The sequence below is a fragment of the Mesorhizobium sp. B2-1-8 genome (assembly GCF_006442545.2).
In the GTDB taxonomy this organism is placed as follows: Bacteria; Pseudomonadota; Alphaproteobacteria; order Rhizobiales; family Rhizobiaceae; genus Mesorhizobium.
Genome location: NZ_CP083952.1, coordinates 706,646 through 721,881 on the forward strand (window position 1 = coordinate 706,646; position 15,236 = coordinate 721,881).

Sequence of the window (15,236 nt, forward strand, 5' to 3'; positions counted from 1 at the left end):
TGCCTGCCGGCATCCTCTCCCCGTATAGTGACGGGGAGAGGGGCGCGCCGGTCCCTCGGCGCTTTCTTGGCAACGCTGGCAGTCGGCGAAGCCATCGGCGGCAGCCCCTTTCTCCCCGTCACTATACGGGGAGAAATGCCCGGTAGGGCAATGAGGGGCGGCGCCAACGTCGACTGGACATTCACAACCACTCGTCTGAAACATAGCCGGTGACCATGAACCAGACCCACTCAGACCTCTCCCGCCGCCTCGTCGCCGGCGCCGACGATGCGCCTGCCATCCTGGCACCCGACAGACCCACGCTCACCCATGGCGGCCTGCGCGCGCTGATCGCCGCCACCGCCACACAGCTCCACGCACTGGGCATCGGCCGGGGCGACCGGGTGGCGATCGTGCTGCCGAACGGGCCGGAGATGGCGACGGCCTTCATCGCGGTCGCTGCCACGGCGGCGACGGCGCCGCTCAATCCGGCCTACCGGGCCGACGAGCTCGATTTCTACCTGACCGACATCGGCGCCAAGGCGATCCTGGTCGCGGAGACCGAGACTGGACCAGCGGTGACGGTGGCCGAGCGCCTCGGCATCGGCGTGCTGCGGCTCATCGTGCCTGCTGGCGCGCCGGCCGGCAGCTTCACCATCGAGGGCGAGGCGGTTGGCCCGCAAGCGGCGCCCGCCATGGCTGGGGACGGCGACATCGCGCTGTTCCTGCACACCTCAGGCACCACGTCGCGGCCCAAGCTGGTGCCGCTCAGCCATGCCAATGTCGCGGCCTCCGCCCGCCATATCGGCGCGACGCTCGGCCTGACGGCGGATGACCGTTGCCTCAACATCATGCCGCTGTTCCACATCCACGGCCTGATCGCGGCGGTGCTGTCCTCGCTGGCCTCAGGCGGCAGCATCCATTGCACGCCGGGCTTCAATGCGTTGCGCTTCTTCCAGTGGTTGGGCGACGCGAAACCGAGCTGGTACACGGCCGTGCCGACCATGCACCAGGCGATCCTGGCGCGCGCGGCGCGCAATCCGGACGTGCTGGCGGCGGCACGCCTGCGTTTCATCCGCTCGTCCTCGGCATCGCTGCCGGCGCAGGTGATGGCCGAACTCGAAGCGACCTTCGGCTGCCCGGTCATCGAGTCCTACGGCATGACCGAGGCCGCGCACCAGATGGCGTCGAACCGGCTGCCGCCGGGCTTGCGCAAGCCGGGCAGCGTCGGTGCGGCGGGCGGGCCGGAAGTGGCGGTCATGGCGCCGGACGGGCGGCTGCTCGAACCAGGCGAGACCGGCGAGATCGTCATTCGCGGCCCCAATGTCACGTCAGGCTACGAGAAGAACCCGGATGCCAACGCCACGGCCTTCGCGCATGGCTGGTTCCATACCGGCGACCAGGGCGTGCTCGACGAGGACGGTTATCTCCGCGTCACCGGCCGGCTGAAGGAAATCATCAACCGCGGCGGCGAAAAGATCTCGCCGCTCGAGGTCGACGACGTGCTTATGGATCACCCAGCGGTGGCGCAGGTCGTCACCTTCGCCATGCCGCATGACAAGCTCGGCGAGGAGGTGGCGGCGGCCGTGGTGCTGCGCGAAGGCATGAGCGCCACCGAGGGCGACATCCGCGCCCACGCCGCGATGCGGCTCGCCGACTTCAAGGTGCCGCGCAAGGTGCTGATCCTGGACGAGATCCCCAAGGGCGCGACCGGCAAGCTGCAGCGCATCGGGCTTGCCGCCAAGCTCGGGCTCTAATGCATGTCGCTTGGAAGTGTCCTCGGTTCCGAGATAGCGACATGCATAGAATCAAAGGCTCACTACGATGAAGATCACCATCTTCGGCGCCGGCGCCATCGGCGGCTATCTCGCGGCCAAGCTGGCCATTGCCGGCCGCACCGACCTGTCGATCGTCGCACGCGGCGCGCATCTCGAAGCGATCAGGGCAAATGGCCTGCGCCTGATCGAGGACGGCAAGGAGACGACCGCCCCCGTCCGCGCCGCCGCAAAGGCGGAAGAGCTCGGCGCGCAGGATTACGTCGTGCTGGCGCTGAAGGCGCATTCCGTCGCGCCCGCGCTCGACCAGATCGCACCGCTGCTTGGGGACCACACATCGGTCGTCACCATGCAGAACGGCGTGCCCTGGTGGTATTTCTACAAGGCAGGCGGCGCGCTCGAAGGCACAAGGCTGCATCAGGTCGACCCCGGCGGCACGATATGGGACCGGCTCGGCCCGCGGCGCGTCATCGGCGCGGTGGTCTACCCCGCCGTCGAGGTCGACGCGCCCGGCTTGATCCGCCATGTCGAGGGCAGGCGCTTCTCGCTCGGCGAACCCTCGGGCGAGAAGAGCGAACGGGCCACGCTTCTGGCCGGGGAGATGGTCAAGGCCGGGCTGCAGGCGCCGGTGCGCGACGACATACGCGCAGAGATCTGGATAAAACTCTGGGGCAACCTCTCCTTCAACCCGATTTCGGCGCTGACCGGCAGCACGCTGGCCGCGATCGTCGCCGACGAGGGCACCCGCACGCTCGCCCGCACCATGATGCTGGAAGCGCAGGCGATCGGCGAAAGCCTCGGCGTGCGCTTCCCCATCGACGTCGACCGCCGCATCAAGGGCGCCGGCGACGTCGGCGAACACAAGACCTCGATGCTGCAAGACCTGGAACGCGGCCGGCCGATGGAAATCGATGCGCTGGTGGGCGCGGTGCAGGAGCTCGGGCGGCTGACGGGCAAGCCAACGCCGGCTATCGATGGGGTGCTGGCGCTGGTGAGGAGGCTGGCGGTGGAGCGGGGGTGTTATGGGTGAGGGTGGGCTGAACAGGTAACAGCCCATTCGCCGAACGGTAAATCCGCAGATTCAAAGAAATGCATACCTTCAAAAACTTTAGTATTCGACGACCATGGGATTCGGGGTTTTTATTCATCGCTCAGATTCGATCTACGACGACAGCCCGGCGGAGCAATATCAGTTCCCAAGCCAGTATCTGCGTCGCGTCGAGGCATGCGTCGGTGGCTGGATCATCTACTACGAGCCTCGGAAGATCGCGGAGACTCGGGGCTATTTCGCCATGGCCAAGGTGCAGCAGGTCATCCGTGATCCTGCGATTCAGGGCATGTACCTCGCTCTCATCGAACCGGGAAGTTACCTCGATTTCGTCAATCCGGTTCCGTTCAGCGGGATGGATGGGCTCGTAGAGCGAGGGTTGCTCAATGATGAAGGGCAGATTTCTGGTCGCGCCCAATCGGCGGTTCGTCCGCTCAGCCCGAGCGATTTCAACCGAATTGTCGATCTTGGATTGAACGAGAACGAGCCGCTCCTGCCGCGTGTCGATGAGATCGGTTTTGAGTTTGAAGAGGAGCAGGTTCCATTCCAGTTCGAGCAGAGCCGCGACCGTGTCGCTTATGTCGGATCAAGGATTGTACGGGACCGCATTTTCCGCCGCATCGTTTTGCGCGCATATGACGAACGCTGTGCGATCACGGGACTTAAGCTGATAAATGGTCGTGGCCGTGCGGAGGTTGCCGCAGCCCATATTCGACCTGTCGAAGCGAGCGGGCCAGATATTGTCAGCAACGGCATTGCACTCTCCGGCACAGCGCATTGGATGTTCGATCGCGGATTGATCGGCCTAAATGATGATCTGGAAATCCTGATTTCACGACAGGTCAATGATCCTGAGAGCGTAAGGGCGTTCGTCAACAAGTCAGGCCGGGCGCTTACACCCCGTCGACAGCTTGAACGTCCTCATCCTCATTTCCTGCAATGGCACCGCGAGCACTGCTTCAAGCGGTGATGGTTCCGCATTACCGCGTTGGAACGACTTCCACCCCTCACCCCTTCCCCACCCGCCCCAGCACCCGCGCATATACCTCCCCCACAATCCCGCGCCGAAACACCAGCACGCAGACCATGAAGATCAGCCCGGTGGCGATGGTCACCGGGAAACCTGATGTGGCCAGCGTGTTTTCCAGGCCGACGACGAGGCTGGCGCCGATGATCGGGCCGACCATGGTGCCGATGCCGCCCAGAAGCGTCATCAGGATCACCTCGCCCGACATCTGCCAGGTGACGTCGGTGAGCGTGGCGAACTGGAAGACGATCGCCTTCAGCGAGCCCGCGAGCCCGGCCAGCGCCGCCGACATGACGAAGGCGCCGAGTTTGTAGCTGGCTACGGAATAGCCAAGCGAAATGGCGCGGTTCTCGTTTTCGCGGATCGAGCGCAGGATCATGCCGAAGGGCGAATTGACGATGCGCCAGATGGCGAAGACGCCGAGCAGGACCACGACAAGCACGAAATAATAGATGTTCATCGGGGCGTTGAGGTCGAGGACGCCAAACAGGACGCCGCGCGGCACGCCCTGGATGCCGTCCTCGCCTTGCGTGAACGTCGCCTGCACGCAGAAGAAGAAGAACATTTGCGACAGCGCCAGCGTGATCATGGCGAAATAGATGCCTTGCCGGCGAATGGCGAAGAAGCCCATGACGAGGCCGAGCAGTGCGGCGCCCGCCATGCCGAGCAGGATGCCGGCCTCCGGCGGCCAGCCCCAGACCTTGACGGCATGCGCGGTGAAGTAGGCGGCGCCGCCGAAGAAGGTGGCATGGCCGAACGACAGCAGGCCGGTATAGCCGAGCAGGAGATTGAAGGCGCAGGCAAACAGCGCGAAACACAGCATCTTCATGAGGAAGATCGGGTAGACGAAGAACGGCGCCGCCAGCAACGCCAGGATGCCGAGCCCGACCAGCACCCATTCGAGCCTTGCCGAGGGTTTGGCCGATGCCTCGCGCAGTGTCAGCTCGGCCATGTCGGATGTTTCTTCCGCCATGTCAGGCGTCCCTTCCGAACAGGCCGGCCGGCCGGACCAAAAGCACGATCGCCATGATGACGAAGACCACCAGGTTGGAGGCCTCGGGATAGAAAACCTTGGTCAGACCTTCGGCCAGGCCGAGCATGTAGCCGGTGACGATGGCGCCGAGGATCGATCCCATGCCGCCGACAACGACGACGGCGAAGACGACGATGATGAGATCCGATCCCATCAGCGGGCTGACCTGATAGACGGGCGCGGCCAGGATACCGGCGAGCCCGGCCAGCGCGGAGCCAAGGCCGTAGGTGAGGGTCAAAAGCAACGGCACGTTGACGCCGAAGGCCTGGACGAGACGGGGATTTTCGGTTGCGGCGCGCAGGTAGGAACCGAGCCTGGTCTTCTCTATCAGCGCCCAGGTGCCGAAGCAGACGATCAGCGAGGCGACCACCACCCAGCCGCGATAGTTGGGCAAGAACATGAAGCCGAGATTGGTGCCGCCCGCCAGCAGCGGCGGCACGGCGTAGGGGTTTCCCGACACGCCGTAATAGTAGCGGAAGATGCCTTCGAGCACGAGCGCGAGGCCGAAAGTGAAGAGCAGGCCGTAGAGCGGATCGGTGTCGTAGAGCCTGGACAGCGCCAGGCGTTCGACGACGACGCCGAACAGGCCGACGATCAGCGGCGCCAGGACCAGCGCCGGCCAATAGCCGATGCCGAGATGGGTGAGCAGGAGATAGCCGACGAAGGCGCCGAGCATATATTGGGCGCCATGAGCGAAATTGATGACGCGCAGCAGGCCGAAGATCACCGCCAGGCCCAGACTCAGCATGGCGTAGAAGGAGCCGTTGATCAGGCCGACCAGCAACTGGCCGAGCAATGCCTGGATGGGGATGCCGAAGATCATCGTCATGGCGTCATCATACACCCAGAATTTCGTGGAGCAGCGTCATGCGGTCCGCCAGTTCGCCGGTCGGAAATCCGGCCACGACCTTGCCGTGTTCCATCAGGTAGAAACGGTCGGCGACACGGCTGGCGAAGCGAAAATTCTGTTCGACCAGCAGGATGGTCATGCCGCGCTTTTTCAACGTCGCCAGCAGCTCGCCGATGCGCTGGACGATGACAGGCGCGAGTCCCTCGGTCGGTTCGTCCAAGAGCAGCATCTTGACGCCGGTCCGCAGCATGCGCGCGATCGCCAGCATCTGCTGTTCGCCGCCCGACAGCCGCGTGCCCGGGCTGTTGCGCCGCTCCTTCAGATTGGGGAAGAGATCGAAGATTTCCTCGACGCTCATGCCGCCCGGGGCGACGACGGGCGGCAGCACCAGGTTCTCGTCGACGGTCAGCGTCGAGAAGATGCCGCGTTCCTCCGGCACGAAGCCGATGCCCTGGTGCGCGGTGCGGTGCAGCGGCAGCCGCATCAGGTCGGCGCCGTCGAAGACGACCTTCCCGGTTCGCCGGCGGATCAGGCCCATGATGGCACGCAATGTCGTCGTCTTGCCGACGCCGTTGCGGCCGAGCAACGTCACCGTTTCGCCGGCAAACACTTCGAGGTCGACGCCGTGCAGCGCATGGCCTTCGCCATACCAGGCGTTGAGACCGCTGACCGCAAGCAGGGGCGCGGGGCTAGTCATCGGCGGTGCCCATATAGGCGACCTTCACGCGCTCGTCGCGGCTGACGGTGGCGTAGTCGCCGGCCGCGAGCACCTCGCCGCGCTGCATCACCGTGATCCAGTCGCAGAGATCGGCCACCACGGTCAGATTGTGCTCGACCATCAATACCGCGCGGTCGCTCGCCACCGAGCGGATGAGGGCGGAAACCGTGGCCACGTCCTCATGGCCCATGCCGGCCATCGGCTCGTCCAGCAGCAGCACTTTGGGATCGAGCGCCAGCGTCGTGGCGATCTCGAGCACGCGCTTCCTGCCATAGGAAAGATCGCCGGCCAGCCTGTTCGTCGCATCGTCGAGGCCGACGGAGCGCAGCAGCTCCATGGCGCGCGGGGTCAACCGGTCGAGCGCCGCCAGCGAGCGCCAGAACTGCACGCCGAGCCCGGCCGGCCGCTGCAGCGCGACGCGCACATTGTCGAGCACGCTGAGGTGCGGAAAGATCGCCGATATCTGGAACGAGCGCACCAGCCCCATCCGCGCCACCCTGGCCGGCGGCGTGCGGGTGATGTCGTGGCCGAGCAGGTCGATCCTGCCGCTGGTCGGCGCCAGGAATTTTGTCAGCAGGTTGAAGACGGTGGTCTTGCCGGCGCCGTTGGGGCCGATCAGGGCATGGATGTTGCCATGGCGGACATCCAGGTCGACATTCCTGACGGCGACGAAGCCGGCAAAGTCACGCCGCAGGCCGCGGGCGGAAAGCACCACCCGCGGCTCTTCCGCGCTCGGATCAGGCGGCACCATGGCCGCGCCGGTCACTGGGCCGCCGTCGGGCAGCCGCTTTCCTTTTCGCTCAGGAAGGCTTCCTTGCCGGGAATGGTGGCGAGGTATTTGTAGTAATCCCAATCCTTGGTGCTCTCGCTGGGCGCCTTGACCTGGTAAAGATACATGTCGTGGACCATGTTGCCGTCGGCCTGGACCTTGCCATTGGCGGTAAAGACGTCGTTCACCGGCAGCGAATGCAATTGCTTGGCGACCGCTTCGGTCTCGTCGGTGCCGGCCTTGTCGATCGCCTTCAAATACTGCGTCACCGCCGAATAGGTCGCGGCCTGGATCATGTTCGGCATGCGGTTGGTGCGCTTGAAGAAGCGCTGTCCGAATTCGCGGCTCTTGTCGTCGCGGTCCCAGTAATAGCCCTCGGTCAGCACGACGCCTTGCGCCGCCTGCAGGCCGAGCCCATGCACCTCGGCCAGCGTGAACAGGAGTGCGGCCAGGCGCTGGCCGCCCTGCACGATGCCGAACTCGGCCGCCTGCTTGATGGAATTGGAGGTGTCGAGGCCGGCATTGGCCAGCCCGATGACCTTGGCGCCCGACGATTGCGCCTGCAGCAGGAAGGACGAAAAATCGGTCGCGCCGAGGGGATAACGCACCTCGCCCAGCACCTTGCCGCCATGGCTCTCGACGAACTTGGCGGTCTGCTCCTTCAGCGAATAGCCGAACGCATAGTCGACGGTGACGAAGAACCAGCTGTCGCCGCCCTGCTGCACCAGCGAGCCGCCGGTGCCCACAGCCTGCGAATGGGTGTCATAGGCCCAGTGGAAGCCGTAGGGCGAGCACTGCTTGCCGGTGAGCTCGGTGGTCGCCGCACCGGTGACGATGTCGATCTTCTTCTTTTCCTTGGAGATCCCTTGCACGGCGAGCGCGACCGAAGAGGTCGTCAGCTCCATGATGGCATCGACCTGTTCGGTGTCGTACCACTGGCGTGCGATGTTGGAGGCGATATCGGGCTTGTTCTGGTGGTCGGCGCTGATGATCTCGACCGGTGCTCCCTGCACCTTGCCGCCGAAATCCTCGACCGCCATCTTGGCCGCCTCGACCGACCATTTGCCGCCGAAATCCGCATAGACGCCGGATTGGTCGTTGAGGATGCCGATCTTGACCTTGCCATCGGAAATCTCGGCGGCCGAGGCGGGAATCGCGGTGGCCGCGAGCAGCGCGGCGGAAACGACATAGCATAGCTTCATGAGTTTATTTCCTCCCAGTGTGGATGAATCCGGCCGCCCTCAACGATCGTCATCCGCAAGCACATTAGGAAAATGAGGCGGAAGGGCAAGGGGCGGCCGCGGATTTCATGGCGGCAAGGCCGACCCCATGGCGTGTGACACGAATATGTGAAGCTCGGCCGGCGACACACCGAGCTTGTTTGAGCCTGGACGGCTTCAACCCCCGGCCGCGACCAGATGGCCGTTGCCGGCATCACTCACCGCCAGTTTCAGCGGGGCCTCGCCGATCCGGCGGCTGGCGCTGGGGATTTCCTAAATCCGCCGCCGCTATTTGGCCGCCGGCCTGTGTTGGCGGGCATAGGTTACGCAAGCATCCACGGTTGAGACACAAAGCGCGTCGCGCCTGTTCGGCAGATTGTTGTCGCCGGCATAGGCAACTTCGGCGACGTGGCCGCCGACCATGCGAACCTGCGTGTCGCAGTAACCGCCGGGAGCGACATTGACGGAACCGCCGACCGTCGGGATCGCCCCGACGGCCAAGGCAGGAACGACGACGCTGAGATTGCCGCGCTGGACGACGCGCTTGTAGGTCCAGATCTGCCCGGACTGACCGACATCCGCGGTGGCGGTCGGAAACCCCGCGCACATTCGAACGTCGGCTTCACTGAGGCCGACCATCTCCTTGCGGGCCGCTGCCGCCGTGGGATCGACCTTGGCGATGCGCGACGTGTCGTCGGGAACGACGCAGGAAGACTGGACGACGACGATGAGACCAGAGAGGGCAAGCTTTCGAATGCAGGAAAATGTCATACCGATATTGAGATCGCGTGGCGCCCGGCCGCCCTCTCTACCTAGGCAAGCAGGCCGCCGGATCAACCCGCATGCCTTCACGAAAAGGTGGCCGAGCAAGCCGCAGAGCTTTTTGACTTGCGCTCGCCGCGGATGAACCCGCCGGCAGCCGACGAAGGACGTCCATCATTTCCGGGCGACGTCCTCGAAGCTCAAGTCGAACCGCATGAGATATTTGCGTAGCCGGTCGGCATCGTTGCCGCTGGTCTTTTGCAGCCGCGAAACGGCGAACAGTTTTCGGCCGGCGGCGCTGATCGAGTTGCTGTCGCGGCAGACCTCGAGCACGGTGGCAAGTTGCGGCCGATCGAATAGGTCGATCCGGCTTTGCCGCTCGACACCCAAAGCCTCCACCAGGATGGCCTCGCGGCCGCCGGCATCCCCGGCACGCCACAGCATCGTCAGTCGTTCGATCTCGTCGCGCACGGTCTCCTCGTTGATGCGGCCGAGCGGCGCCAGTGTCGCCATGCGGGTAATGGATGCCGACAGATCGCGGAAATTGGCACGCCACATCGCCTGCGGCGCGATGGCGAATTTCAGGTAGAGATCCCGCGCCTCCCTGTTGAAGGTCACGTTCTGGCCCTCGCGTTCGCCGAAGCGGCGCAGCTCGAAGTCGAGGTTGGGCTCGATGTCTTCCTTGCGGTCGCGTAGCGCCGGAAGCTGGAAGGTCCAGAGATTCAGACGTGCGAACAAATCCTCGCGGAACCTGCCCTCCTTCACGCCGATCGACAGGTCGCGATTGGTGCCGGCCAGAAGCTGGAAATCCGAGATTACGTCCTGGTCGGCGCCCACCGGCAGGAAACGCTTCTCCTCGATGGCGCGCAGGCACATGGCCTGTTCGTCGATGCCGAGTTCACCGATCTCGTCGAGAAACAGCACGCCCTTGTTGGCCGACTTCATCAGCCCGGCGCGTTCGTTCTGCGCGCCGGTGAAAGCGCCCTTGACGTGGCCGAACAGCGTCGACATCGCCTGGTCGCCGCGCAAGGTCGCGCAATTGACCTCGATGAAGGCGCCGGAAACCTGCCGCTGCGCTTTCTTGAGTTCGTAGATGCGGCGCGCGAGCTGCGACTTGCCGGCGCCTGTCGGGCCGGTGAGCAGGACGGGCGCGCGCGAGCGGATCGTCACCTTCTCGATCTGGTCGATCATCTGGTTGAAGGCCGGATTGCGGGTGGCGATGCCAGACTTCAGGAACGACGTCGCCTCGTCGCGCTCCGCGGTAAAGCGTGTAGCGATCGCATCATAACGCGACAGGTCGAGGTCGATGATCGAGTGGCTGCCGGAGACGTCGTCGCGCCCATCCTTGCGGGGAGAGAGCTGTAGCAGGCGTGCAGGGATGAAGTGGGCCTCGGTGAGCAGGAACCAGCAGATCTGCGCGACATGCGTGCCGGTAGTGATGTTGACGAGATAATCCTCCTTCTCGGGATCGAACACATAACCCCGGGCAAAATCGCGCAGGCCGGTGTAGACCTCGCTGAAATCCCAGGGGTCTCTCATGCCGATGATATGCGGCCTGACCTCTGTCGCCGGCGAAACCTGTTCGATGTCGGCGATGATCTGCGTGGCGAGCTGCCGGGACTGTGTCCCGTGAATGAGTTCCAGGCGGTCAATGAACAATCCCTGCTGCTGGCACAGCGCAACCGTCGGCCGCCATTTCTTCCAGCGGTCGTCGGTGCGACCCGCATCGAGCGTCGTCCCGAGAATACCTATAGCGACCCGTCTTCGCATTTTATCCCGTGATATAAGAGTCGATACAATTGGATTATATTACAGGCTTCTTCTCGCGAAGCGCCAGATGCAAAAGGTTTAGTCCGTGATTTTTGTTTCTCAATAAAATCAATCGATTATGCGCGATGAGGCGACCTGAAGCAGCCCCGCTCTTCAAACTGGCACGCAGCTTGTAATGCTGCTGGTGTGAAATGAAGGATCAGAACAATGGCGAACAAATCCGTGTTTGCGACGAGTGCAGGAAAGCTGCTCCCGCCGGCTGACGCCAAAAACCGTGAGGGTGCCCGGGCTTACCGCCTATCGCCCGAGCAGTCTCTGGCGCAGCTGGCGGCGACGGGAACGTTCAACGCCACCTTCTACGCCGAGCCGCGTGAGCAGCTGGACGAGGTGCTGAAGCTTGCCTGGCAGGTCGAGCCGGGGTTCCTGGCACGCACCGCCGTCCACGCTTTCGAGCAGGGCTACATGAAGGACATGCCGGCGCTGCTGCTGGCCGTTCTCTCCTCGATGCAGGGCGACGAGTTCGACCGTGCTTTCGGGCGCATCGTCCGGAACGGCAAGATGCTGCGCAACTTCGTGCAGGTCATGCGTTCGGGCGCCACCGGCCGCAAGTCGCTCGGCACGCGGCCGAAGCGCCATGTCCAGGCCTGGCTCGAGCAGGCGGCCGACTTCGAGATCATGCGGGCCGCGGTCGGCAACGATCCGTCGCTGGCCGATGTCGTGAAGATGGTTCACCCGAAGCCGAAATCGGCGTCGCGTGAGGCGCTTTATGGCTATCTCCTGGGCAAGCCGCACGACGTGGCCGTGCTGCCGGACGTGGTGAAGGCATTCGAAGCCTTCAAGCGCGATCCATCGCTGCCTGTGCCTGAGGTGCCGTTCCAGATGCTGACCTCGATGCCGCTGTCGCGTGAACATTGGGTGCAGATCGCGCAAACGGCCGGATGGCAGATGCTGCGGCAGAACCTGAACACCTTTGCCCGCAATGGCGTGTTCGAAGTGGAAGGGTTCGGCGAGAAGCTGGCGGCGCGTCTGCGCGATCCCCAGGAGGTCCCGCGCGCCCGGGTGTTCCCGTATCAGCTGATGGTGGCGTTCACCGTGGCCGATGCGAAAGTGCCTGGCGTGGTTAGGGACGCGCTGCAGGATGCGATGGAAATCGCGCTCGGCAACGTGCCCCGGATCAAGGGCAACGTGGTGGTGTGTCCAGACGTTTCGGGCTCAATGAGCTCGCCCGTCACCGGCTACCGCCAGGGCGCGACGTCGGCCGTGCGTTGCATCGATGTGGCCGCCCTGGTGGCCGCCGCACTGCTGCGACGCAACCCGACGGCCAGGGTGTTGCCGTTCGAGAACGATGTGGTTGATGTCAGCCTCAACGCTCGCGATACGGTGATGACCAACGCCGCCAAGCTTGCCACCGTCGGTGGTGGCGGGACCAACTGTTCGGCTCCGCTGGCGCGGCTGGTGCGCGAGAAGGCCGATGTCGACCTGGTGGTGTTCGTGTCGGACAACCAGTCCTGGGTGGATGCCTCGGCGCATGCGCATCAGGGGACGGCGACGATGCAGGAATGGCAGAAGTTGAAGGGGTTGAACCCGGCAGCCAAGCTGGTCTGCATCGACATCCAGTCCCATGCGACGACGCAGGCCAAGTCGCAGGCCGACATCCTGAATGTCGGTGGCTTCTCCGACCGCGTCTTCGACGTGGTTGGGACGATGTTGTCGTCGAGCGGCGACCCGGACCATTGGGTGCGCACGATCGAGGCGATCGAACTCTGAAAACGGTCCCGGCGGCGCGCCCGCCGGGACTACCGGAACAAAAACAGGGCATGACGAATGCCGATGGAACTACAGGCTGTTCACCTCCAGGTCGCGGGTTCGAATCCCGTCGGGTCCGCCACTATGGACCCGTAGCTCAGCGGATAGAGCGGGACGTTTCATCAAACCTTGTCGTCATGCCCGACGGCATTACGCGGTTTCGGCCGCAACTGAATAGGAAAGGAACTGAACAAACAGCGTGACGAATGCCTGTGGAACTACATCCTAACTTTCGGGTCGCGGGTTCGAGTCCCGCCGGAGCTGCCAATCGGCTCCGTAGCTCAGTCGGCAGAGCAGAAAGGCAGTTTTCGCAGAAATCTTGTCGTCACACCCGAACAAAGCCGCGGCGAATGCCGGATGGAACTACAGCAACATGAACGGGATGCTCCGTGAGGTTCGACTCCTCACCTTGCAGGCGCTCTCTGGCACGAGCGGGACTCCCGGTGTTTCATCATCCCTTGTCGCCGCGGCGACCGAACAAATGGCGAATGCAGGCAGGACTACAGGTAGCGCGCCCGTCGAAGGACGGGAGGTCGGGTGTTCAAATCACTCTCCCGCTCTCTGGAGCGGGGTGGCGCAGTCACCGTCTTGCCGATCCTTGTCGCCAGCCGATTGAACGGGCGAATGCCTGCGGGAATACATTGGTATCTGGCGGTTCGAATCCGCCCGTCGATCGGTTGATCGATCGGTTTCTCGCTTCGATTTGTCGCCCGCCGCAGAGAAGGGAATGAATGGCGAATGCAGGCAGGATTACAGGATAGAGCATCCGCGGCGAAAGCGGCGGAAGGTCGGATGTTCAAGCCATCCCTTCCATCCCACTGGGACGGAAAGTAGCTCAGTTTGTCTTGCCGACACTTGTCGCCAGACCGAATAAGGACGAATGCCTGCGAGACTACAGGTAGACGCGGCCCGCTCCGAAGCAAACAAGCAAGCGGGTGCCGAAAGGCGTGAGGGTTCGTATCCCTCCTTCGCATCTTCGCGAAGTGGCGGAAAAATGTCTCGCATTCCCTTGTCGTCCGTCCGCAATGCGCAGTGCTTGATGTATCGAAAGTGAAGGACATGACCGAGATTTTGAGTGGACAGGATTTGATCGACGCCGGCATGCCGCAGGGCAAATGGTTCGGCAAGGCGCTGGCCGCCGCCAATGCGGTGCTGGAGAAGGGTGGATCGCAGGGCGATGCGCTGGAGGCCGCGCGCGCTTTCGCGCCGCCGCCCGCCATTCCGCTGCATGCGGCTTCCTCGATGCCACTGCACCTCAACATCGAGGCCGAAACGCCTGACGAAGCCGCCAATGTCGAAGCGGTGATGCGCTCGATGACCGAGCTGATGCGCACGCCGGTGATCCGCGCCGGCGCCATCATGCCGGACGCCTGCCCGGCTGGTCCGGCGGGCACGATTCCGGTCGGCGGCGTCGCCGTGTCCGAAGGCATCCACCCCGGCATGCATTCTGCCGACATCTGCTGCTCGATGGCGATCTCGGTATTTCCCGGCGTGGCGCCCGTCGCGCTGCTCGATGCCATTCATGGGGTCACCCATTTCGGACCGGGCGGGCGTCCGCGGGGCCAGCAGATCCGGCCGGCCAAGGAGATCTTCGAGCGTTTCGAGGCCAACCCCTTGCTGCGCGACCTGACCAGTGCCGCGATCGAGCATTTCGGCACGCAGGGCGACGGCAACCATTTCGCCTATGTCGGCACGTTGAAGTCGAGTGGCGAGACGGCGCTGGTCACCCATCACGGCTCGCGCTCGCCTGGCGCGCGGCTCTACAGCAAGGGGATGAGGATCGCCGAGGGCGTCCGCAAGACGCTGTCGCCGGAAACCTTGCCGCAGAACGCCTGGATCCCGGCCGACACGCGGGAAGGCGATGAGTATTGGGACGCCCTGCAAACGATCCGCGAATGGACCAAGGGCAACCATATGCTCATCCACGACCTAGCGGCCGAAAAGCTGTCGGCGAAGGTGTCGGACCGGTTCTGGAACGAGCACAACTTCGTCTTCCGCCGCTCGGATGGGCTATTCTACCACGGCAAGGGCGCCACACCGGCATTCGACAACTGGGCCGACGACGCCACCGATCTGACGCTGATCCCGCTCAACATGGCGGAACCGGTGCTGATTGTACGTGGCAAGAACGCGGTGCACGGGCTTGGCTTCTCGCCTCACGGCGCCGGGCGCAATTTCTCGCGCACCCAGCACCGGCGCATGCAGGCGGGGCGCAGCGACGCCGATATCTTCGCGCAGGAGACGAAGGGCATCGATGCTCGCTTCTTCTCCGGCGTGACGGATATTTCGGAGTTGCCGAGCGCCTACAAGAACGCGGCCTCGATGCGCCGCCAGATCGAGCATTTCGGTCTGGCGGAGATCGTCGACGAAGTGCTGCCTTATGGCTGCATCATGGCCGGCGACTGGGAGGCGAACGCGCCATGGCGCAAGAAGTGGGAAGCGCGCCAGCAACAGGGGCGCTAACCCCGACCGGATGCGG

At 64.0% G+C, this 15,236-nt stretch carries 12 protein-coding genes; 5 read left to right on the plus strand and 7 right to left on the minus strand.

All coding sequences use genetic code 11. The annotated features are described in order from the left end of the window. Positions 1 to 215: 215 nt before the first annotated feature. From FJ970_RS03385 to FJ970_RS03395, 3 genes are all read left to right on the plus strand, one after another. On the plus strand, positions 216 to 1,736 hold the full coding sequence (locus tag FJ970_RS03385; RefSeq protein ID WP_181178599.1) for an acyl--CoA ligase: 1,521 nt from the start codon (positions 216 to 218) through the stop codon (positions 1,734 to 1,736). Between the two features lie 67 nt (positions 1,737 to 1,803). After that, on the plus strand, positions 1,804 to 2,784 hold the full coding sequence (locus tag FJ970_RS03390; protein ID WP_140758847.1) for a 2-dehydropantoate 2-reductase: 981 nt from the start codon (positions 1,804 to 1,806) through the stop codon (positions 2,782 to 2,784). A gap of 94 nt (positions 2,785 to 2,878) precedes the next feature. Continuing rightward, entirely contained in the window at positions 2,879 to 3,772 is an 894-nt protein-coding gene (locus tag FJ970_RS03395; protein WP_140758848.1) for an HNH endonuclease, read from the plus strand. A gap of 37 nt (positions 3,773 to 3,809) precedes the next feature. Here the strand turns inward: FJ970_RS03395 and FJ970_RS03400 are convergent, their stop codons facing one another. From FJ970_RS03400 to rtcR, 7 genes are all read right to left on the minus strand, one after another. Beyond that, positions 3,810 to 4,781: a branched-chain amino acid ABC transporter permease gene (locus tag FJ970_RS03400; RefSeq protein ID WP_227792148.1), complete on the minus strand. Its 972-nt coding sequence runs from the start codon at positions 4,779 to 4,781 to the stop codon at positions 3,810 to 3,812. A gap of 22 nt (positions 4,782 to 4,803) precedes the next feature. Then, entirely contained in the window at positions 4,804 to 5,691 is an 888-nt protein-coding gene (locus tag FJ970_RS03405; protein WP_140765547.1) for a branched-chain amino acid ABC transporter permease, read from the minus strand. 7 nt (positions 5,692 to 5,698) lie between these two features. Next, positions 5,699 to 6,409, minus strand: a complete 711-nt coding sequence (locus FJ970_RS03410) for an ABC transporter ATP-binding protein (RefSeq protein ID WP_140765549.1) — start codon at positions 6,407 to 6,409, stop codon at positions 5,699 to 5,701. Next, complete coding sequence (locus FJ970_RS03415) at positions 6,402 to 7,181, minus strand: ABC transporter ATP-binding protein (protein WP_140765575.1); 780 nt, start codon at positions 7,179 to 7,181, stop codon at positions 6,402 to 6,404. Before FJ970_RS03415 ends, FJ970_RS03410 begins: the two co-directional genes overlap by 8 nt. Before the next feature lie 11 nt (positions 7,182 to 7,192). After that, complete coding sequence (locus FJ970_RS03420; RefSeq protein ID WP_140765551.1) at positions 7,193 to 8,401, minus strand: ABC transporter substrate-binding protein; 1,209 nt, start codon at positions 8,399 to 8,401, stop codon at positions 7,193 to 7,195. A 306-nt stretch (positions 8,402 to 8,707) separates the two neighbouring features. Further along, positions 8,708 to 9,190, minus strand: coding sequence for a hypothetical protein (locus tag FJ970_RS03425; RefSeq protein WP_140765553.1), 483 nt, complete (start codon positions 9,188 to 9,190; stop codon positions 8,708 to 8,710). 165 nt (positions 9,191 to 9,355) lie between these two features. After that, positions 9,356 to 10,951, minus strand: coding sequence for an RNA repair transcriptional activator RtcR (rtcR, locus tag FJ970_RS03430; RefSeq protein WP_140765555.1), 1,596 nt, complete (start codon positions 10,949 to 10,951; stop codon positions 9,356 to 9,358). Between the two features lie 207 nt (positions 10,952 to 11,158). Between rtcR and FJ970_RS03435 the strand changes: the two genes are divergently transcribed. After that, entirely contained in the window at positions 11,159 to 12,718 is a 1,560-nt protein-coding gene (locus tag FJ970_RS03435) for a vWA domain-containing protein (RefSeq protein ID WP_140765557.1), read from the plus strand. A 1,098-nt stretch (positions 12,719 to 13,816) separates the two neighbouring features. Further along, the gene (locus FJ970_RS03440) at positions 13,817 to 15,220 is read left to right on the plus strand and encodes an RtcB family protein (RefSeq protein ID WP_181178835.1); all 1,404 of its coding nucleotides are present in this window, start codon (positions 13,817 to 13,819) and stop codon (positions 15,218 to 15,220) included. Positions 15,221 to 15,236 lie beyond the last annotated feature (16 nt).

Bases quoted from the DNA above. Each gene is read 5' to 3' on its own strand.
- FJ970_RS03400 (WP_227792148.1), bottom strand. From the start codon at position 4,781: ATGGCCGAGCTGACACTGCGCGAGGCATCGGCCAAACCCTCGGCAAGG.
- FJ970_RS03395 (WP_140758848.1), top strand. From the start codon at position 2,879: ATGGGATTCGGGGTTTTTATTCATCGCTCAGATTCGATCTACGACGAC.
- FJ970_RS03405 (WP_140765547.1), bottom strand. From the start codon at position 5,691: ATGACGATGATCTTCGGCATCCCCATCCAGGCATTGCTCGGCCAGTTG.
- FJ970_RS03440 (WP_181178835.1), top strand. From the start codon at position 13,817: ATGACCGAGATTTTGAGTGGACAGGATTTGATCGACGCCGGCATGCCG.
- FJ970_RS03415 (WP_140765575.1), bottom strand. From the start codon at position 7,181: ATGGTGCCGCCTGATCCGAGCGCGGAAGAGCCGCGGGTGGTGCTTTCC.
- FJ970_RS03410 (WP_140765549.1), bottom strand. From the start codon at position 6,409: ATGACTAGCCCCGCGCCCCTGCTTGCGGTCAGCGGTCTCAACGCCTGG.
- FJ970_RS03385 (WP_181178599.1), top strand. From the start codon at position 216: ATGAACCAGACCCACTCAGACCTCTCCCGCCGCCTCGTCGCCGGCGCC.
- FJ970_RS03425 (WP_140765553.1), bottom strand. From the start codon at position 9,190: ATGACATTTTCCTGCATTCGAAAGCTTGCCCTCTCTGGTCTCATCGTC.
- FJ970_RS03390 (WP_140758847.1), top strand. From the start codon at position 1,804: ATGAAGATCACCATCTTCGGCGCCGGCGCCATCGGCGGCTATCTCGCG.
- rtcR (WP_140765555.1), bottom strand. From the start codon at position 10,951: ATGCGAAGACGGGTCGCTATAGGTATTCTCGGGACGACGCTCGATGCG.
- FJ970_RS03435 (WP_140765557.1), top strand. From the start codon at position 11,159: ATGGCGAACAAATCCGTGTTTGCGACGAGTGCAGGAAAGCTGCTCCCG.
- FJ970_RS03420 (WP_140765551.1), bottom strand. From the start codon at position 8,401: ATGAAGCTATGCTATGTCGTTTCCGCCGCGCTGCTCGCGGCCACCGCG.